Here is a 19,278-nt window from a genome sequence, read left to right as displayed (position 1 = left end):
GCGGGCCGGGCGGCGTACGGGCCTGTGTCCTACGGGCCGGGCGGCGTATGGGCCGGGCGTCCTACGGGCCGGGCCTCACAGGCGTGGGACGAACCGCACCGGCAGCTCCGGCCGCAGGTCCAGCTTCTCCCCGGTCAGCAGGTGCTCGGCCGCGATCAGCACGTTGTAGTGGTTGGGGAAGTGGCAGGCGTCGAAGCCCAGCACCGTCCCCACCCGGTGTTCGCCGACGTACACCTCGTCGCCCCGGTCCAACACCCCCGCCTTCGCGATCTCCGCGAAGCCGAGGAACCCGACCCGGTCGATCCGCGCCCCCGCCGCAGTGTCGCGCTGATCGGTCGTGACCAGCTCGTGCACCTCGCCGGCCCGCACGCAGCGGCTGGCGAACGGCTCCAGGCTCATCCCGCGGTCCGTCCGGCTGTGCAACAGCACCTTCACCAGGGTGCCCGTCACCTCCCGCTTCGGACCGTTCTCCCGTACCGCGCCCGCCGGTTGGGGCCCGCGCTGCCGGATCATCCGCGCACCTCCGCCCGCTCGGCGCGGTACGCCGCCTCGACCACCCGCAGCGCGTCCACCCCGTCCGGGCCCCGCTCGTCGTCCGTCGGGTCGTCCGTCGCGCCGTGGCTCGCGTCGTCCCCCGCGCCGTGGCTCGCGAGCAGCCCGGCGAACGCGGTGACGATGCCCTCGTACTCGTGCCACAGCGACTGCTTGAACCCGTCGTGCCCGGCCAGCAGGTCCGCCCGCAGCACCGATCCGTCCGCCAACTCCACTGCGACGTCCTTCAGTTCGCCCGGGTACGACCAGTCCAGCTCGATCTGGCCGCGCACCCCGCCCGCACCCGACAGTTCCAGGACCGCGTGCCGGTCCACCCCGTGCCCGTCCCGCACCACCTCTGCGGCGTCCAGGCCCATCGGCCCGGCCAGCAGCCGCAGCAGGTCGTACGCGTTCGGGCCGTTGTCGGCGACGCAGCCGCCGCCGCAGCGCTCCGGGTCCAAGTACCAGCGGTCCCGGCCGACATGCTCCTCGATCAGCTCGAAGTACCGTGCCGTCACCGACCGCACCGGCGCCGCACCCTCCAGCGCCCGGCACAGCTCCCGGACCGCCGCGTTGTACCGCCGGTGGAACGCCGTGAACAGCGGCACCCGGCGCTCCGCCGCCAGTGCCGCCAACTCCGCGCCCTCCGAGGCCCGTAGAGCCAACGGCTTCTCCACGCACACCGGCAGCCCGGCCCGCAGTGCGTCCCGGCAGATCGCCAGGTGCAGGTCGTTCGGGACGGTCACCACCACGGCGTCCAACCCGCCCGCCGCCAGCATCGCCCGGTGGTCCGTGAAACACCCGACCCGGCCCTCGAACTCCCGCAACAGCTCGGCCTGGTGGTCGCACACCGCCGCCAACTCCACCCCCGGGACGTTCTCCAGCGCGGCCAGGTAGAACCGCGAGATCACCCCGAGCCCGATCACGCCCACCCGCAGCGCGCTCACTCCGCCACCTCCACGGCGATCGGACGGACACCGAACTGCTGCGCCACGGCTGCGAGTTCCACCAGCAGCGGGGCTGCCAGCGGCACGCCGTCGCGGTGCGCCTCGGCGGTCCGCCGGGCCTCGTGCCAACCCGGGTAGACGACCGGCCCGACCTGCCCCCCGGCAGGCGGACAGTCCAGCACCGTGGAGAACAACCTCCTTGCGTCCTCCGCCACTTGGACCGGGTCGCGAAGCGTCGCCGGGGCGATCGCCAGGGCGAAGAGGCCGATGTCGTCGTCCCGGCCGGTCGGGCCCCCGTCGCCGTCCAGCGCGGCCGGCTCCGGACCGAGCCCCGCGCCGGGCAGCATCGCCGCCAACACCTCCACCATCAGCCCCAACCCGAACCCCTTGAACTCGGCGCCCGAACCCGACCCCAGCCACAGCAGGTGCGCCTCGCCCCGGTCGAACGCCGCCGGGTCCGTCACCGGTCGCCCGTCCTCGTCGGCCAGCCACCCCTCCGGGATCGGCCGCCCCGCCCGCGCCGCTGCCCGCACCCGGCCCGTCGGAACGGCCGTGGTGCTCATGTCCAGGACGTACGGCGGCAGTTCACCCGCCGGCGCGGCCACGCTCCACGGGTTGGTGCCGAGCAGCGCCACCGCGCCGCCCGGCGGCCGGGCGATCCGCTGCCGCCCGCAGTTCGACGCCAGCAGGCCGATCATGCCGCGTCCGGTCACCCGCGCCGCATGGTGCCCCGCACAGCCGAAGTGTGTCGCCCGGCGTACCGACACCAGCCCGATGCCGAACCGTGCCGCCCGCTCCGCCGCCAACTCCATGGCCGCACCCGCCTGCCAGAGCCCGAGCGCATTCCCCGCGTCCACCAGCACCGCAGCCCCCCGGTCGGCCACCATCACCGGCTCGGCCAGCGGATCGGCCCGCCCCTCCGCCAGTAACGGCAGATACAGCCGGGTCAGATTCACCAGCCCGTGCGAATCCATCCCCGCCGCGTCGCCGTAGCACAGTGCCTCGGCCGCCAACTCGGCCCGCTCGGGCGGTAGATGGTTCGCGGTGAACACGTCGGTGGTGAACCGGAGCAGCTCGGCGTACGGGACGCGAACGGTACGGGTGGCGGCGGAGCCGGGCGCGGATGTCACGGTGCTCATGAAGGGTGCTCTCATGCTGGGTGGCGTGCTTGAAGTGAGCTGTGTAGAAGCCGAGTTGATGGGCAGCTGGGGTTTTCGGGGTCGTTACCGGTGGGCGAAGGCCACCAGCAGGCGGGCCACTGCCGAGGCGAAGCCGTCGAGTTGGGCGAGCTCGGCGAACTCGCCTTCCGCGTGGGCCCGGTTGGTGCCGAGGTCGCCGGGGCCGAGCACCACGGTGAACGCGTCCGGCAGGCCCGCCGTCCAGATCGCGTCGCAGGTGAACGCCGGTTCGTCGTCCGGGAGTCGGGGGATGCCGGCCTGCCGGGTCAGCAGGTCCTCGAAGGCGGGATGCCGATTGTCCAGGACGGGCAGGCCGCGCTTGAGCCAGTCGAGTCGGGTGATCCGCGCGCAGTCCGCCGCCGTTCGGGCGAACTCCGGCAGCCCGCCGAACTCCCGCCGGAACGCGGCCAGTCCGGCCTCGACCGCCGCCTGCACGGCCTGCTCCGCGCGCAGGCCCGAACGGTCGTCCCGGTAGGGGAGGTTGAGCAGCAGCTCGCCGGTGCCGTACACCCGGTTGTGCAGCGGACCGGTGCTCAGGCCCGCCACGCAGACCGGGTCGCGGGGAGCCGGGACGGTCGTCAACTCCCGTGCCAGGAACTGGGCGAGGAATCCGAGCAGTACGGTCGCGTTGTGGCCCTCGACCGGGCAGTCGTCGATCGCGTCCTCGCCGCGCACCCGCAGCCGGGCGGTGGCGGCGGCCGTGGCCCGGGGCAGATACCGCAGGCCGGTCGGTTCGCAGAACACGTTCAGCGCGCCCACGTACCCGGCCTCCACCAGCGGGCGGGTGCCGAACGTGCCCAGCGCGCCGCCCTCTTCGCCCGAAACGGCCTGCACCAGCACCCCGACCGAACGGCCCACCAGGGGCTCCGCCGCGACCGCGGCCCGGATCCCCGCCAACAGGGCCACCGCCGGGCCCTTGGCGTCGATCGCGCCCCGCCCCGTGAACCGCCGCCCGTCGAATCCGACCGGCTCCAGGCCGGCCACCGTGTCCAGGTGCACGTTGAACATCACCGTAGCCGACCGGGGCAGCTCCGGGCCGAGCCGCAGCACCAGACTCGGCTGGCACGCCAAGAAGCCCTCGTCGGTGGCCTGTTGGCGTACGGTGAGCGGCACGTCCGGCCGGTCGAGGTCCGTTGCCCGGGGAGCGCCGCGGTGCACCTCGGCCAGGCCGATCGCCTCCGCCGCCCGCGCGTAGACGTCGAGCGCCTCGGGTAGGCGCGGGGGTGGCGCGCCGGGTCCGGTCTCCAGCGGGCCGGCGGTCGGAATGCGCAACAGGTCGAGCAGCAAGTCGCGCTCGCTCTGGCGGAGTTGTGCGTCCTGCGAGGTCGTTTGGGTGCCGGCGGTCGTGGTCGTGGTCGCGGCTGTGGTGGTGGTGTCACTGTTCACGCGTCACCGCCGTGGCGCGTCCGAGCCCGCCCGGCACCGCGCGCCAGCCCACCGTGGACGGCAGGAGTTCGCGCTCCACCAGCGTGCTCAACGCCCGTCCGGCGGCGACGAATCCGCTCACTGCGGTGCCGTCGGCCGCCAGACCCTGGTGCGGGCGGGTGGCGAGGTGCGGCTCCAGCGACCAGCCGCCGCTCCAGCCCCGGTCGAGCAGGTAGCGCAAGCTCTCCGTCAGGCGCGCCGTCCCGTCGCCGGGCAGCACGTAGGCGGTGTCCTCGCCGCCGCCCACCGCGTCCTTGATGTGCACGTGCGCGACATGGTCGGCGATCTGACGGAGCATCAGGAAGCCGTCATAGCCGTGCGGGACGCCGTTGCCCGCGTCGAAGAGCAGGCGCAGGGCCGGGCTGTCCACCGTGACGAGCAGGTCGAGTTGGCGTTCGGCCGAGGTGCCGGCCCAGCCGCTGCAGTTCTCGTGCAGCAGGGTGAGGCCGTGCTGACCGGCCAGATCGGTCAGGCGGGTCAGCCGGTCCAGTGCCCGGCGGCGCCAATCCGGCTCCGACAGGCCCGCGTTGGGGTAGGACATGACCCGGATCCGGTCGGTGCCGAGCACGGCGGCGCGGGTGGTGAGTGCGGCGAGTTCCGCCAGGTCCTGGTCGAAGTCGTCGGTGATCCGGCGGGACCAGTTGCCGATCCGGGACGCCAGGCCGGTCGCCCGGATGCCCCGGGCGGCGAGCGTCTCGGCGATCCGGCCGACCCGGTCGAGCGGCAGGTCGGCAATCCACCGGCCGTCCACCGTCCGCAACTCCAGCTCGTGCCAGCCGAGTTCGTCGAGGGCGTCGACCTGGCCGGGCAGGTCCGGGGCGGCCTCGTCGCCGATGCCGCCGAAGCCGATCGTCGGGGCGGGGCTCCGGCGCGGCGGGTCGCCGAGCGGCGGCTCCGGCGCGGGGTCCGCGGTGCGCGGGGCGGCGGCAGTCATCGGGCGGCCGCCGCGCGGCGCTGCACGTCGTCGGCGGGCGTCCCGCCTGCCTGCGGGTTGCCGGTCCGCGCGTTGCCCGCCTGTGCGGCGCGGTCCTGCGCGTCGCGGGCCTGTGCTGCGATCGTCTTGGCCTGGTCGAGCAGCCGCACCACCTGGGAGTTGACCGCCAGGTCGGGATGCGGGTGATGGGCGCCGGCGGCCGCGCCGCCCGCCGCGAAGTAGGCGTAGACGCGGTGCAGGAAGGTGCTGAGCGAGTCGTCGTGGAGCAGTTCGGTGCTCTCCCCGCTGTGGTCGATGACGGTCAGCCGGGCGTAGGCGTCGGCCTCGCTGCCGGGGAAGTGGCCGATCAGGGTGCCGTGGGCGAGTTCCAGGGTGACCCGGCGTTCCCGGACGGGGGAGGTGAGGTCGGAACGGATCCGGGTCCAGGCGCCGCTGTCGTGCTGGAGGTTGAGCCAGGCGGTGCCGAGCCGGGGGAGTACCTGCCCGCCGATCACCATGTCGGTGCCGCCCGCGCCGGTGACCCGGCCGGACCCGGCCAGCGAGAGGCAGAGGCCGAGGGAGTGCGGCAGTTCGATGTCGAACGCGGTGGGATGGCCGCCGCCGGCCAGCGTGCGGGAGAAGCGAGGTTTGCGCTGCACCACGTGGATCGTTCGCAGCGGGCCGTACGCCCCGCTCGCCAGTGCGGCGCGCAGCCGGTCGGTGAGGCGGCTGCCGAGCCACTGGGCGACCACCACCAGGTCCAGCGCGTGGCGCTCGCGGAGCTCCAACAGTTCGTCCAGCCCGGCCGCGTCGGCGGCGAACGGCTTCTCCAGCAGGATGCGCCGGTAGCCGAGCCGGCCGAGGGTGTCGAGCGCGGCGGCCCGTTCGGTCGGCGGGGTGCAGAGGTGGACGACGGTGTCGGCGGGGTCGGCGAGCCGGGGGGCCTCGGCGAGGCTGACGGGCCGCAGATCGATGGTGGCGGCGGGGCGTCGGTGCGGGTCGACCGCGAGTATCGGTACGGGGGCGAACAGGTGTGCGGAATCGGCGGCGGTGCGCAGCCGGCGCAGCACCGGCAGATGGAGTCCGCTGCCCGCCCGGCCCATTCCGACGAGTAAGGTCCCGAGTCCGTTCGACATGGCGCGCCGTCCTTCCGTCCGATTCGCGGGGGTCGCATCGCCGGGTATTCAACCAGCACTTCCGGCGCGGCCCACCAGAACGTCAACTCGCCTATATGCCAAGCCATTCGAACGGGTGAAGGTGTCATTTGCCCGAGGTGGACGGCGATGGTCGCGGCATAGATTCAACGGGGTGCCTCCGGGCGGTGCATCGGTGCGCCGGTCGTCCGCGGGTTTCTTCCCGCAGTTTCCGGGAGGGAATCGGAAAGCGCTTTCCGGTTGCCTCCCATCACCCGATCGGGGCGTTCGGAAAGCGTTTTCCGGTTACGCCCGGAGGCCTCCTGAACCACCGACATGGCACCACCCGCTCCCGGCGGCACCGCCCCCGACCGACCCGCTCGACCGACCCGCTCGCCCCCGTCCGACCCGACCGGCCGACCGACCCGCTCGCCCCCGTCCGACCCGCTCGCCCCCGTCCGACCCGCCCGTCCCGTACTGCCGCCCCACCCGTCCGCCACCGTCCACAACCCGATGAGAGTTCCATGGGTGCCTCCTCCGGCGTCTCCTTCTTCGATCAGACCGAGACCTTCGAATCCCTCTGGCCCACCACCCGGCGCCACCTCGACGAACTGATGGACCGGGGCAAGTACTCGCACGGCCCCAAGGTCGCCGAACTGGAGGCCGCCCTCGCCGCCCGGACAGGCGCCCGCCACGTCGTCGGCGTCAACAGCGGCACCGACGCGCTGGTCCTGCTGCTGCGCGCGGCCGGCCTGCAACCCGGCGACGAGGTGATCGTCCCGACCTACACCTTCGTCGCCTCCGCGACCGCCGTCGTCCTGGCCGGAGGCCGCCCGGTCTTCGCCGACATCGACCCGCACAGCTACAGCCTCGACCCGGCCAGTGCGGAAGCCGTCCGCACCGAACGCACCCGCATGATCATGCCGGTCCACCTGTTCCACCAACTCGCCGACCTGGACGCCCTGCTGGCCTTCGCCGACCACCACCGGCTGACCGTCGTCGAGGACAGCGCCGAGGCCTTCGGCATGAGCTGGAACGGCGTCCACGCCGGACTGCACGGTACCGGCGGCGTGCTGTCGTTCTTCCCCACCAAGACCCTCGGCGCGATCGGCGACGCCGGCGCCGTCCTCACCGACGACCCTGCCGTCGCCGACGCCGTCGCCGCCATGCGCCACCACGGCCGCACCGGCGCCACCGTCGACGACTTCCCCACCATCAACCGCCCCACCGAACTCCTCGGCACCAACAGCAAGATGGACGACATCCAGGCCGCCGTCCTGCTCGCCAAACTCGACCGCGTCGACCAGGCCATCGCCCGCCGCGCCGCCCTCGCCGCCCGCTACACCGAGCGCCTGGCCGGCACCCCCGGACTGACCCTCCCCACCGTCGTCCCGCGCGCCGCCGCCACCAACCCCGTCTGGTACGTCTACCTGATCGAGTCCGACCACCGCGACGAACTCGCCGCGCACCTCGCCCGACACGGCGTCCAGACCGAGACCTACTACCCGACGCCACTGCACCTGCAGCCCTGCTTCGCCGAACTCGGCCACCGGCGCGGCGAGTTCCCCCACGCCGAGGCCGCTTGTGCACGCGCCCTCGCGCTGCCGCTCCACCCCGACCTCGCCGACCACGACCTGGACCTGGTCAGCGACCTGGTCCGCGGCTTCCAGCACGGAAAGCACCGATGACCACCACCGCACCCCCGCAGATCCCGTTCTTCCCGCCCGACCTCTTCGAGGACGACCGCGACCTGCTGCTGGACGTCGTCCACGAGGTCGCCACCGATCCCGCCCAACGCTTCATCCTCGGCGAACGCACCGCCCGCTTCGAGGAGTTGCTGCGGACCGACCTCGGCGTCGCCGACGTCGTCGCCTGCGGCAGCGGCACCACCGCGCTCACCCTCATCCTGCGCGCCATGGGCATCGGCGCAGGCGACGAGGTGATCGTCCCCGCGTTCGGCTGCGCCCCGCTCGCCAACACCGTCCTCGGCGTCGGCGCCACCCCCGTCTTCGCCGACATCGACCCGCACACACTGGTCATCGACCCCGACGCCGCCGAGGCCCTGATCACCGCCCGCACCAAGGCGCTGATGCCCGCCCACATGTTCTCCGTGATGGCCGACATGCCGCGCCTGCGCGCCCTCGCCGACCGCCACGGCCTCCGCCTGATCGAGGACTCCGCCGTCGCCCAGGGCGCCGTCCTGGACGGCCGACCCGCCGGCACCTGGGGCGACGCCGGCCTGTTCTCGTTCGTCCAGGTGAAGTCCTTCGGCGGCCCCGGCGAAGGCGGCGTCGTGGTCACCGACGACCTCGAACTCGCCCGCACGGCACGGATGCTGCGCAACCACGGCCAGGACGGCGTGCACCGCTTCCGGCACCACCTGATCGGCATGAACAGCCGCTTCGACGAAGTCCTCGCCGCGTTCCAGCTGCGCCGCCACCCCGGCCTGGCCCGCCGCCTCGCCCGCCGCGCCGAGATCGCCGCCCACTACACCGAGCAGTTCACCCCGCTCGCCGCCGACGGCATCACCCCACCGCCACCCGACACCAACGGCCGTTGCTACTACGTCTATTCACTGCTCGCCACCCACCGCGACCAGCTCAAGCAGCACCTCGCCGCACACGGCGTGGAGAGCCACATCTACTACCCGCGGCCCCTGCCCCACCAGCCCGCCTTCACCGCGTTCGCCCCCGCCGACGCCCACTGGCCGAACGCCGAACGCGCCGCCCGACAGTGCCTGTCCATCCCGATCTATCCCCACCTGACGGACGCCCAGGTCGACCGCATCACCGCCGCGGTGCGCTCCTTCGCGGCCGCGCCCGTACCCGCCGCCTGAACCGTCGGGCCCACCACCGCGCAAGCCTTGGCGGGCCCAACAGGCATATGGCAGGCGGCTCTTGGCAACGGCCGGACCGGGCGCACGAGCCTGCCCTAGGCTTGCAGAATCCGGACCCGAACCCGGACCCGGTCGTCGAGCTGCCAAGGATGACGCATGATCAAGCGCCGTTCCCTGCTCACCCTCGCCGGCCTGGGCGGGGCCGCCGCCCTGCTGCCGGCCTCGCCCGCTCAGGCCTCGCCCGCCTTGCCGCCGTGTCCCATCGACCTGCCCGCGCCCACCGTCGGCCGGCCGGTCGGCACCACCAGCCTGCACCTGGTCGACCACAACCGGCTCGACCCGTTCGAACCCGCCTCCGGCGCACGCGAGTTGATGGTCCAGCTCTGGTACCCGGCACGCACCACCGCCGGCCGGGCCAGAGCGCCCTACCTCACCTCGCGGGTCGCCGCCGCGATCGATCGGTACCTGTCGCTGGACCCGGGCACTCTCGCGCGGCTCCGACCCACCGCCCACCTCGACGCCCCCGCCCACCCGGGCCCCCTGCCCCTGCTGCTGCTCGGGCACGGCCGCAAGGGCGGCCGCAGCAACTGCACCGCCCTGGCAGAGGAGTTGGCCGCCCACGGCTACCTCGTCGCGGCCGTGGACCACACCCGCGACGCCACCGCCGTCGAATTCCCGGACGGCCGACTGGTGTACAGCGTCCTGTCCGACGACCCGCCGGGCTGGGACGCCGCCGACCGCCTGGAGATCGCCGCCCGGGTCGCCGACCTGCGCTTCGTCACCGACCAACTCATTGGCAGCCGAATGCCGTTCAGTGTCGACGGCGGACGGATCGGCGTGCTCGGCCACTCCATGGGCGGAGCCGCCGCCGCCGAGGCGCTGCGCCAGGACCCGCGCCTGCGGATCGGCCTCGACCTCGACGGCGGCCTGTTCGGCTCACCCGTCCCCGACCTCGGACTGGACCGGCCGTTCCTGCTGCTCACCTCGCTCCACGACCACGACACCTGGCAGCGCTGGCGCGAACACCACCACGCCTGGGGACGCCAGTTGTACACCCGAGGCGCCGGCCACCTCAGCTTCACCGACCTGCCGCACGCCGCCGAACCAGGCCACCTAGCCGACCACCTCCCCGCCGACGCCTACACCGCCCTCCTCGGCACCCTCACCCCGGCCCGCGCCACCGAACTCACCCGCACCTACGTCCGCGCCTTCGCCGACCACTTCCTCCGCGACCGCCCCACCCCACTCCTCGACGGCCCGTCCCGCCGCTACCCGGAAATCGACTTCCGCTGGAGCCTGCACTGAGAACGTCCGCCAGTAGGTGCGGGATCGAAGGGATCGAACGGGTCGCGGGCTCTCTCGGCGACCGGTCCCTGGACCGCAGTAGGGTCCGTGCAGAGGAAGGAGGAACCGCATGGAGCGGGCCCGAATCCTGCTGCTGGACGCGGCTCCTGGCGAGTTGCTCGATCGGGAGCTGGAGCGTCTGCTCGGCCACGGGCTGGCCGTCACGCTGAACCTCCGGCGGGTGGCCGATCACGCCAGGGCGCGGGCTGTCTGGGCCGGCCGGGTGGACTTCACCGACTTCGACGCCTTCGACGAGTCCGCGCTGCTCGCCGAGACCGTCCGGGACGGGCTCGGCTATCACGCGGTCAAGTCCCGTGCCGGTGTGCCGCTGCGCGCCGCGTTCCTCGCGGCGGCGACCGACGCCACGCTGGTCAACCGGCTCCGGGCGGTCGGCCGGGCCGGGGTGGGCACGGATCACGTCGAATTGGCAGCGGCCGCCCGGTACGGGGTCGCTGTCACCCATACCCCGGGTTCCAACGCGAACGCGGTCGCCGAGTTCACCCTCGCCCAACTCCTCGCCCTGACCCGAGATCTCCCGGCGTACAACGAGGCCGCGCACCAGGGCCACTGGCGCGCACCGACCGCACCGACGGCAGAGCTGTCGGAGCTGACCCTGGGCATCGTCGGGATGGGCCGGATCGGCCGGGCATTGGCCGAGCGGGCGACCGCCCTGGGTATGGATGTCCAGGCCGTTTCGCGGCGCCCCGCCGAGGCCTCCGTGCCCCGGGCCCACTCCCTCGACACACTGCTGGCGACCAGCGACGTGGTCTCCCTGCACCTACCGCTCACCGTGCAGACCCGAGGGCTGATCGGTCGGGCGGAGCTGGCGCTCATGCGCCCGGGGTCGATCCTGCTCAACACCGCCCGGGGCGGAATCGTCGACGAACAGGCGCTGGCCGATGCGCTGCGCGACCCCGCGCACCCGATCGCGGCAGCCGCCGTCGACACCTTCGAGCACGAGCACGCCGCCTTCGCCTCGCCGCTCTTCGGCCTGCCGAACGCCCTGCTGACCCCGCATGTCGCCGGGATGAGCAGGAGCGCCGTGGCCACGGCGGCCCTGCGATGCGCGGACCACATCGCGGCCCTGCTCGCCGACCTCCCGGACGGCGTACCCGTGGTGACCGCGTGACGGTCCTCGTCAACAACCGCTACTGACGGACGTTCTGAGCGCCGACCTCAGCCGCCGTCTCCGGCCCGCCGGTGACGGCCGCCGCCAACTCGGTGAGCACCAGCCGGTCCGGCTTCCCCGACGCGCCCAGCGGCAACCGGTCCAGCAACAGCAGCCGCTCCGGCCACTTGTACTTCTCCAACCCGCACAACTGGCCCAGATAGTCGGTGAGTTCGACGAGCGCCAGCCCGCCGTCGGGTTCGCGCGGCACGGCGCAGACGCACATCCGCTCCCCGAGATCCGGATCCGGCACCGGCACGCACACCGCCTCCACCAGCCCCGGGTGGCCCTCCAGCAGGCGTTCCACCTCCGACAGGCCGATCGACACCCCGCCCCGGTTCACCATCTGCTTGATCCGCGCCACCACCCGCAACGACCCGTCCGCCTCCAGCACCCCCCGGTCGCCGGACCGCACCCACCCGCCGTCCACCCGCAGCCGCGCGTCCAACTCCGGCTCCCCGACGTGACACAGCGGACTCATCGGCCCCCGCGCCTGCAACTCGCCCGCCACCCCCGCCGACACCGGACGCCCGTCCGGCCCGCACACCCGGAACTCCGTCACCGCCGGATCCGGCCGACCGACCCGCAACACATCGACGTCCGAACTCTCCCACCGGGTATGACAGTTCACCCCGTCACTCGCCCCGTACACATTCACCACCGGACACCCGAACCGCCGCAACGCCGCCCCCAGAACGGCCGACGACAGCATCGCCGAACTCGACACCACGGCCTGCAAGGACGACAAGTCCTCACCCGGGGACGGCGGTTGCTCCGCCAGCCGACGCAACATCGTCGGCACCGCCGCCAGCTGAGTCGGCCGCCAACGCCCCACCGCCGCCAGCGCATCCGCCGGATCGAACCGCTCCCGCAGCACCACCGTCGCCCCGCACCGCACCAACGCCACCACCGCCAACGAGCCGTACGCCGTCGCCGGATGCACCAACAGCAACACCCGAGGCGGCGCCCCGTCCACCGTCCCCAACACCCGCTCCACGTAACGCCCCCGGCCCCCCGCCAACGCATTGTGCGAGTACGCGACCAGCTTCGGCGCGGCCTCCGACCCCGACGACACCAGAATCCGCGCCGGCGCCTCCGCATCCACCGCCACTGGGGCCCACCCCGCCCGCTCCGGCCACGGCTCCGCCCCCAGCATCACCACCTCACGCAGCCACGGCAGTTCCGACCGAAACCCGTCCACCAGCGCCTTCCACTCCGGCACCGTCACCACCGCATCCGCCTGCGACGTCCCCAACAACGCCAGCAGATCCCGCCGCCCGTGCCCCGGCACACACGGCAACACCACCCCACCCAGCGCCGCCACCGCCAGATCCACCGCCGGCCCCCGCCAATCCGCCGGCAGCTTCGTCGCCACCACCGACCCCGGACCCACCCCCCGCGCCGCCAACCCGGCCGCCAACCCCCGCACCCGCTGCGCCAGTTCGCCGAACGTCACCTCACCCCCGTCGTCCACCACAGCCACCCGCCCCCCATCGACCCCCGCCCGCTCCACAAACAACTCGTACAACCCGCGCCCCGGACACCACCCCCGAGCCACCCACTCCTCCCGCAACTCCCGTCCCACCCGATCCGGGAACTCCACACCCGCCACCGAGACCCACGCACCGCCCACAACAACCACTCCCATCACCGATCGATCCATCCGTCCAACCACCACTGAAATCCCGCCCCGGCACCGCGCTGTCGTCCCGCTCCCTGCCGCCGGCAGCCGCTCGCCAACTCCCGCCCAGCAGCACCGCGGTGAGCCGGAATGCCGCCGCCACCCTCCGCACCAGGTCGGAGCCCGCCGTTCCGCACCCGACTCGCTGCCCGCCTGCGGCCTCAGCGGCATCGCCGGACCCCTGGCCCACGCCCACACCGTCGCTGCCCGCCGCAGCCCCACCTCCGCGAGCGCCACAGCCACCGAGACACCCTCGCTGCCCCCGAGCCCACTCACCCCGCCCCACTCCCGGGCACCCCCTTCCACCTGCGCAGGAGTCCAGTCCTCCCGCACCCGCCAACCTGGGTGTCTGTACCCGGCGCACACATCGCGGCCGAGACCGGCTGCTGGCACGACCTGTCCCGGGACCGGCCACTGCCGAGACCCCACACACTTGCGACGCTGTGCAGCGGGCCACCCGACGTGCCGGGACGCCTGCTCGCTGCGGCAGGACGGCAGCCGCTGAGTCCCATGGAGCACTCCACCCGCGCCCGAGGACGGACCGCGGCTCACTCGTGCGCGCACCCGGCCGGGCTCAACTGCCTTGCAGGGAGCTGACGGTGACGTGCCGCACGGCCCGGTGTCGGTGCCGCGCCATCGCCCCGGTCCGCTGGCGGGAGACGACAGCTCTCGCGCACCTACCCGCGCACGACGTGGCCCAGCTGCGCCTGAAGACGGGTCGCAGCTCGCTCGTTCGCGCACCCGGCCGTCCTCAACTCCCCTCCAGGAAGCCGACGGTGATCTATCGCGCGGTCCGGTGTGACCGACAGATGTCCGAGGCAGGCCCCCGCAGGGTTCGGAAGGCTCCAGCCCTCGCGTGCCCACCCGCGCCAGCGCGCAGCACAGCCGGGAGCGCACCGGCCCGTCCATCTCCACCCGGTGCGAGATGTGCTGTCCGCAGCCTGCGCGCCGCTGAGGTTCGTCGCCCGCCGCGCCACCACGCCTCCCGGAACGGCCTGGTGCCGACTCACAACGGCTACGTGGCCAGGTGCGAGCTGCCCGCGCCTGTGCCGTGCCCGGCCGCACACCTCCGAGCCGGTCCGCTACCCGGGTCTGCCGTCCACTCAGGCTCCAGGGCCCCCTGCCTACCGCCCTTCCGGCCTCGGCTTCCCGAGTGCGGCAGGCCTGCTGTCGCCGAGATTCGTCGCCAGCTGCGCCGCCAGCCCGTCGGGGGCTGCCCGTTGTCGAGGCAGCGCCCGGTTCGCAACCGCCGCGCGACCAGCGATCAGTTGCCCGCGCTCTCGCTGCACCTGGCCGAGAACCTCCCCACCTGTCCACCTCATGCGACCGCGCGCTGCGCTTTTGCCGGCGGCCGCCAGCCTGCCGTCCGCTCACGCCCGTGGACGCCACGCCGGCGCAGCCCCGTTCACCTACCGCCCTCTCCGCCTCGGCTTCCCGAGTGCGGCACGCCTGCTGTCGTCGAGGTTCGTCCTCTGAAGCGCCACCGCGCCGCCGAGGACTGGCCGTTGCTGAGGCAGCGTCCGGCCCGCAACCGCTGCGCAGCCAGACACCCATCGCCCGCACACCTGCTGCGCCACGCCTGTCCACTTCATGCAACTGCGCGCCGCGCTCCGGCCGACATCGGCGTGTCGTCCGGGTCTGCCGTCTGGTCGGTCCCATGGGCGTCACGTCGGTGCGGCCTCGTCTGCGTGCAGCTCTCCCCGTCTCGGTTTCCCGAGTGCAGCATGTCTGCTGTCGTCGGGGTTCGTCGCTCGAAACCCCACCACCCTGCCGAGGACCGCGCGTTGCGGAGCCGGTGCCCAGTCGGCTACCGCCGCGCGACCAAGCCCCGATCGCCTGCGCCGTCCTCGTGCCCGGCCGCACACCTCCGAGCCGTTCCGCTCCATGCGGTCGCGCGCCGCGCTCCTGCGGACACCGGTGCGCCACCCAGGTCTGCCACCCGCTCAGGCTCCTGGGCCCCGCACCGGCGCAGCCTCGTCTGCCTACCGGCTCTCCTGTCTCGGCGGTGTGAGTACGGCACGCCCGCTGCCGTCGAGGTTCGTCGCCTGAAGCGCCACCACCCCACCGAGGACCGCCCGACTCGCAACCGCCACGCGACCAGACGCCAACTGCCTGCACCCTCGCTGCGCCTGGCCGAGAGCCCCCACACCTGTCCACCACATTCGACCGCGCGCCGCGCTCCTGCCGGCACCGGCCGGCCGCGCCGGTCCGCCGTCCGCTCAGGTTCTTGGGCACCGCATCCGCGTTCTGAGCGCGGCACGTCTGCCGTCGTCGAGGCTGGTCGCCTGAAGCGCCACCACCCCACCGAGGACCGCCCGGTCCGCAACCGCCACGCGACCAGACGCCAACTGCCCGCGCCGTCGCCGTGCCCGGCCCCACACCTCCGAACCGGTCCGCGCCATCCGGTCGTGCGCCGCGCTCCTGCCGGCACCGGCCCACCGCACCGGTCCACCGTCCGCTCACGCCCATGGTTCCCGCCCCGGCGCGGTTCCGTCCGCCTGCCCGAACACGGCACGGCTGCTGCCGAGTTCCAGTGCCGCCAGCCCCCGTCCAGCCACCGCCCGATGGCAGGGCACCGGTCCACCCGCAACCGCCGCGCTGCCAGGCCCCAGCCGCCCGTGTTGTCGCCGCGCCCGACCGGCGATCTCCGCGCCGGCCCATCCCGGCCGGGCACCTGGTTGCCCCCGGCGATGGCGGGACCTCGCCACCCCCACCCGAACGCCGGCCAGCCATACAAGCACGCCGTCCGTTCGCGGCCTTGGACCTCTCACCGCCGTGGCCCCGCCTGCTTACCACCGGCCCGGTCGCGGCCCCGCACGCCCCGCTACCCGCCCCGGCGGCCCGATCACGGAACGTCGGCCGTCGGCGGACTTCGCCACACAAAGCGCCACCACCCCACCGCGAACCGGCCTCCGCCAAGTCACTGCGCCACCGTTCGCCACCGCCACACGGTGGGTCGGCCGGCGCTCCCGGCACCCCGGGACGGTCGCTCGGACGGCGGTCCGCTCCGCGCGGCACGCTCGCTGTGCCAGGAGCAGCGCCACCGCACCGTTCGCGCCCAACGGAAGGAGCACAACGACGCCGCACGCCCGCCCGACCCCCGTCACACCGTCCGCCATCGCTGTGCAACCAGCCGCCCAGCACACCTGCCCGGGTCTCGCAGCGGCGACCCGCGCTCCGCCCCGGTCCGCCTGCCACCGTCATGGCACCTCGATCCTCACGCCTCGCCCAGGCCGACCGAGTACGGGACGTCCGCCGATCGCCAGCAGTGCCGCCACAACTCCGGGCACCGCCCGCTACCTGGGCACCGCGCCGTCCGCAACCACCATGCGGCGGAACACCAACTGCCCCAGCCCTCGGCGTGCCCGGCAGATGGCCACCTCCGCACCAGCCGACAACCTCCGGCCGACCACCACATTCCCGCCGACGCCGACCTGCCCGGCAGGTCCGTTGCCCGCTCAGTCCCCTGAACCCGCCACCGACCCGGCTCGCGCTGCCCGCCCCCAGCACGGTCGCGGCACCCCACCGCCAACCCCTGCGCGGTCCGGCACCAACCGCTCCCGCCCCTGCACCCTGCGGTCGACCCTGACCTGCCCCACACGCCATCCGTCCGTTCAGGCACCTGGACGCGCGGCCTGCTCCTCCGATCCCCACTGCGAACGCGGCGTCACACCCCACGCTCCGCACCCGGGGGACCTGAACACGGCACCACGCCGGGCGCCGCCGAGCCCCATGGCCCCTCCACGTACCGCCTGTCGGCAAAGCCGCGCCCCACCGGCAACCACTGCTCGACCGAACATCTCTCCGTCGGCCCACGCCGCCCGCCCTGCCACCGCACTCGCGCCGCCGCCGGCCTGCCCGGCAGGTCCGCTGTCCGCGCAGTCCCCGAAAGCCCCCACCGACGTGGCCCGCGCCGTCCGCCGCCAGCACGGTCGCGGCACCGCGACCCACCCTTCCCGCCCGGCCTGCCCGAACACGGCACGCCTGCCGCCGCCGACCCCCAACAGCGCCCCCACTTCTCACGACACCGCCTGCTGCCAGCGCCTCACACTGCCTGCCACCGCCACCGCCACCGCCACCGCCACGCGGCCGTGCACCGGACGGCACCCCAACCGCACCCGGCCGACCACCTCCCCGTCCGCCTGTACAGGTCAGGCCCTCACCACCACACCGCCCGCGAAGCCCACAACACCCCACAGCGGAGCACCGACCACCGCAGCCGCCACCCGCCGAAACCCCGCTGCGCCCGCGCCCGTCCGAAGCCCCCTCGGCGGGCGGGCAGCAGCGACCCCACCGCCCGTACGCGCAGCGCCTGCGGGCCCGGCCGGCGAGGCCCTTGCGGTGGGACGTCCGCCGCCCCGCCCGTCCGCACAGCGGTCGAGGGCGCCGCTCGCGCCACCGCCACCCGCTCACGTCCGGAACTCCCAGGGCGCACGGACGACCGCGCACCCCGAACCGTCCAGCGCCCCACCGAACCGCGGATCACCGGCCAGCGCCGCCAGATCCGTGCACACCTCGATCCCGTCCCCGGGGAGGCCCGGCCCGCTCACCGCCCCGCACAGCAACCGAGCCGCCGACAGCAGCGACGACTCGACCCGCTGCGCCCGCCCGGTCCGGGCCTGCGCCGTCAGGCCGGCGACAGCGGCGGTCGCGCAGACCAGCCCGCCGAGGACGTCGCACACCGTCAACAGCGTGGGTCGTGGCGGCAGGCCGGGCGGAGCCACCAGCGCGGCGAGACCCGAGCGCGCCTGGACGGGGTAGTCGGTGGTCACCCCGGGCGCACCCCCGGACGCCTGCGCGTGCACCAGGCCCGGACGAACCGCCTCCAGCGTCTCCGCGTCCAGACCCAAGCCGGCCACCTTCGACGGCGCGAGACTGTGCAGCAGCACATCCGACTCCTGCACCAACTCTCTTACCGCAGCGCGCCCTTCGGTCGAACGCAGGTCTGCCTCCAGCACCTCCTTGCCGCGGTTGAGCGCAGCGAACCGGGCCGACACCGGCTCCCCGCCGAACGCGGTCATCGGTGGCACGCCGCGCAAGGGATCCCCGCCGGGCGGCTCGACCCGCACGACCCGGGCGCCCAGCAGCCCCAACACCCGGCCGGCCATGGGCCCTTGCACGCGACGCGCCACCTCGACCACCGTGACACCGTCCAACGGGCCACGCCCACCCGCCGCAGCCTCGCGTGGCCGCGCTCCCGCCGCCTCGCCCTGCACCGCCGCGCCCTGCACCACCCGCCACGGCACCCCGCCCGCCGCCGGCCGCGCCTCCACCGGTGTCACGTCGACGCCGCACCGCTCCGCCAGCGCGGCCAGTCCGGCGAACGTCAACCGGCCTGCCGCCACGAAGAGTTCGTCGGGCAGCGGACACGTCGCCGTCCCGTACCGCGCCTGGAACGGAAGCCAGGAACGCCCCACCACCCGCCGCTCGACGCCGAGTTCGACCCAGAAGCGCAACCAACCGTCGGGCCCCAGCGCCTCCAGCTCGAACCAGACCCCGTCCGACGACCGGAACGGCGGACCACCCACCCCGACCGGCTCCGCACACGGCTCCTCGGCCGTCGCCGCCGCCAAGTACTGCGACAGGCCGAGCAGAGCGGCCTGCGCCACCGACACCTCCACCTCCCGGTACGGCAGTCCCAACTCCCGCGCCCGCAACGCCGCGAGAGTGCCACCGGCGGCCAGCACGCCGGCCGCGACCGACGCGAAGTCCACGCCCAGCAGCCGCGGTCCGCCGTACCGGCGCCCATGGACGTGCATCACCCCGCACGCCGCCTGCACGTCCGCCTCGCTCCGCAGCGGGAGCGCCACCGGCCCGGCCCACGTCAACCGGCAGCCGATACCCCCGCCGACCTCCAGCACGCCGCCGGACGCCTCCGCCACCTCGACCCCGGCGGCGCGCAGCAGATCAGCAGCGACGCCGCACGCGACACGCGGCGTCGAGTCTCGCACGCCGACGCCAACTACCGCGCCACCAATCAGCAGTTGACCGATTGCCACTCCAGCCTCCCAACCTGTCACGGGCCGGCAGCACCGACAGGCCGCCACCCAGTCGCCCTATTGCCCCGCCACCCGTTCGCCCCCCTGCCCTGTTTCCGAGCAGCGAGGGGCGAGGGGCGAGGG

At 74.0% G+C, this 19,278-nt stretch carries 12 protein-coding genes; 4 read left to right on the top strand and 8 right to left on the bottom strand.

The annotated features are described in order from the left end of the window. Nucleotides 1-75 precede the first annotated feature (75 nt). The 6 genes from ACFV4P_RS29070 to ACFV4P_RS29045 all read right to left on the bottom strand — a co-directional run bounded on the left by ACFV4P_RS29070 (nt 76) and on the right by ACFV4P_RS29045 (nt 6,097). On the bottom strand, nt 76-513 hold the full coding sequence (locus tag ACFV4P_RS29070; protein WP_380476122.1) for a DUF6917 domain-containing protein: 438 nt from the start codon (nt 511-513) through the stop codon (nt 76-78). Then, the gene (locus ACFV4P_RS29065) at nt 510-1,478 is read right to left on the bottom strand and encodes a Gfo/Idh/MocA family protein (protein WP_380476120.1); all 969 of its coding nucleotides are present in this window, start codon (nt 1,476-1,478) and stop codon (nt 510-512) included. The genes ACFV4P_RS29070 and ACFV4P_RS29065 overlap by 4 nt, the downstream gene beginning before the upstream one ends. Next, entirely contained in the window at nt 1,475-2,617 is a 1,143-nt protein-coding gene (locus tag ACFV4P_RS29060; RefSeq protein WP_380476118.1) for an Ldh family oxidoreductase, read from the bottom strand. Before ACFV4P_RS29060 ends, ACFV4P_RS29065 begins: the two co-directional genes overlap by 4 nt. Before the next feature lie 84 nt (nt 2,618-2,701). Continuing rightward, entirely contained in the window at nt 2,702-4,042 is a 1,341-nt protein-coding gene (locus ACFV4P_RS29055) for a M20/M25/M40 family metallo-hydrolase (RefSeq protein WP_380476116.1), read from the bottom strand. Then, a complete protein-coding gene (locus ACFV4P_RS29050) occupies nt 4,032-5,015 on the bottom strand; it encodes a TIM barrel protein (RefSeq protein ID WP_380476114.1) in 984 nt (327 codons plus the stop codon). Before ACFV4P_RS29050 ends, ACFV4P_RS29055 begins: the two co-directional genes overlap by 11 nt. Further along, on the bottom strand, nt 5,012-6,097 hold the full coding sequence (locus tag ACFV4P_RS29045) for a hypothetical protein (protein ID WP_380476112.1): 1,086 nt from the start codon (nt 6,095-6,097) through the stop codon (nt 5,012-5,014). The genes ACFV4P_RS29050 and ACFV4P_RS29045 overlap by 4 nt, the downstream gene beginning before the upstream one ends. Before the next feature lie 554 nt (nt 6,098-6,651). On the opposite strand from ACFV4P_RS29045, the gene ACFV4P_RS29040 reads away from it, so the two are divergent. From ACFV4P_RS29040 to ACFV4P_RS29025, 4 genes are all read left to right on the top strand, one after another. Beyond that, nucleotides 6,652-7,815, top strand: coding sequence for a DegT/DnrJ/EryC1/StrS family aminotransferase (locus ACFV4P_RS29040; RefSeq protein WP_380476110.1), 1,164 nt, complete (start codon nt 6,652-6,654; stop codon nt 7,813-7,815). Further along, on the top strand, nt 7,812-8,963 hold the full coding sequence (locus tag ACFV4P_RS29035; protein WP_380476108.1) for a DegT/DnrJ/EryC1/StrS family aminotransferase: 1,152 nt from the start codon (nt 7,812-7,814) through the stop codon (nt 8,961-8,963). The genes ACFV4P_RS29040 and ACFV4P_RS29035 overlap by 4 nt, the downstream gene beginning before the upstream one ends. Before the next feature lie 156 nt (nt 8,964-9,119). Next, complete coding sequence (locus ACFV4P_RS29030; protein ID WP_380476107.1) at nt 9,120-10,268, top strand: alpha/beta hydrolase; 1,149 nt, start codon at nt 9,120-9,122, stop codon at nt 10,266-10,268. Between the two features lie 109 nt (nt 10,269-10,377). Next, on the top strand, nt 10,378-11,436 hold the full coding sequence (locus ACFV4P_RS29025; protein WP_380476105.1) for an NAD(P)-dependent oxidoreductase: 1,059 nt from the start codon (nt 10,378-10,380) through the stop codon (nt 11,434-11,436). A gap of 19 nt (nt 11,437-11,455) precedes the next feature. Here ACFV4P_RS29025 and ACFV4P_RS29020 read toward each other — a convergent pair whose 3' ends face one another. Beyond that, nucleotides 11,456-13,123: a class I adenylate-forming enzyme family protein gene (locus tag ACFV4P_RS29020; protein WP_380476103.1), complete on the bottom strand. Its 1,668-nt coding sequence runs from the start codon at nt 13,121-13,123 to the stop codon at nt 11,456-11,458. Between the two features lie 4,442 nt (nt 13,124-17,565). After that, entirely contained in the window at nt 17,566-19,107 is a 1,542-nt protein-coding gene (locus tag ACFV4P_RS29015) for a CoA transferase (RefSeq protein WP_380476101.1), read from the bottom strand. Between the last annotated feature and the right edge of the window lie 171 nt (nt 19,108-19,278).

Origin of the sequence: Kitasatospora sp. NPDC059795 (assembly GCF_042732175.1) — a bacterium.
In the GTDB taxonomy this organism is placed as follows: Bacteria; Actinomycetota; Actinomycetes; order Streptomycetales; family Streptomycetaceae; genus Kitasatospora.
This window is presented reverse-complemented; position numbering and strand designations above follow the sequence as displayed.

Coding starts and splice junctions, on each gene's coding strand:
- ACFV4P_RS29035 (WP_380476108.1), top strand. CDS start 7,812: ATGACCACCACCGCACCCCCGCAGATCCCGTTCTTCCCGCCCGACCTC.
- ACFV4P_RS29030 (WP_380476107.1), top strand. CDS start 9,120: ATGATCAAGCGCCGTTCCCTGCTCACCCTCGCCGGCCTGGGCGGGGCC.
- ACFV4P_RS29040 (WP_380476110.1), top strand. CDS start 6,652: ATGGGTGCCTCCTCCGGCGTCTCCTTCTTCGATCAGACCGAGACCTTC.
- ACFV4P_RS29045 (WP_380476112.1), bottom strand. CDS start 6,097: ATGGGCCGGGCGGGCAGCGGACTCCATCTGCCGGTGCTGCGCCGGCTG.
- ACFV4P_RS29070 (WP_380476122.1), bottom strand. CDS start 513: ATGATCCGGCAGCGCGGGCCCCAACCGGCGGGCGCGGTACGGGAGAAC.
- ACFV4P_RS29020 (WP_380476103.1), bottom strand. CDS start 13,123: ATGGGAGTGGTTGTTGTGGGCGGTGCGTGGGTCTCGGTGGCGGGTGTG.
- ACFV4P_RS29060 (WP_380476118.1), bottom strand. CDS start 2,617: ATGAGCACCGTGACATCCGCGCCCGGCTCCGCCGCCACCCGTACCGTT.
- ACFV4P_RS29050 (WP_380476114.1), bottom strand. CDS start 5,015: ATGACTGCCGCCGCCCCGCGCACCGCGGACCCCGCGCCGGAGCCGCCG.
- ACFV4P_RS29025 (WP_380476105.1), top strand. CDS start 10,378: ATGGAGCGGGCCCGAATCCTGCTGCTGGACGCGGCTCCTGGCGAGTTG.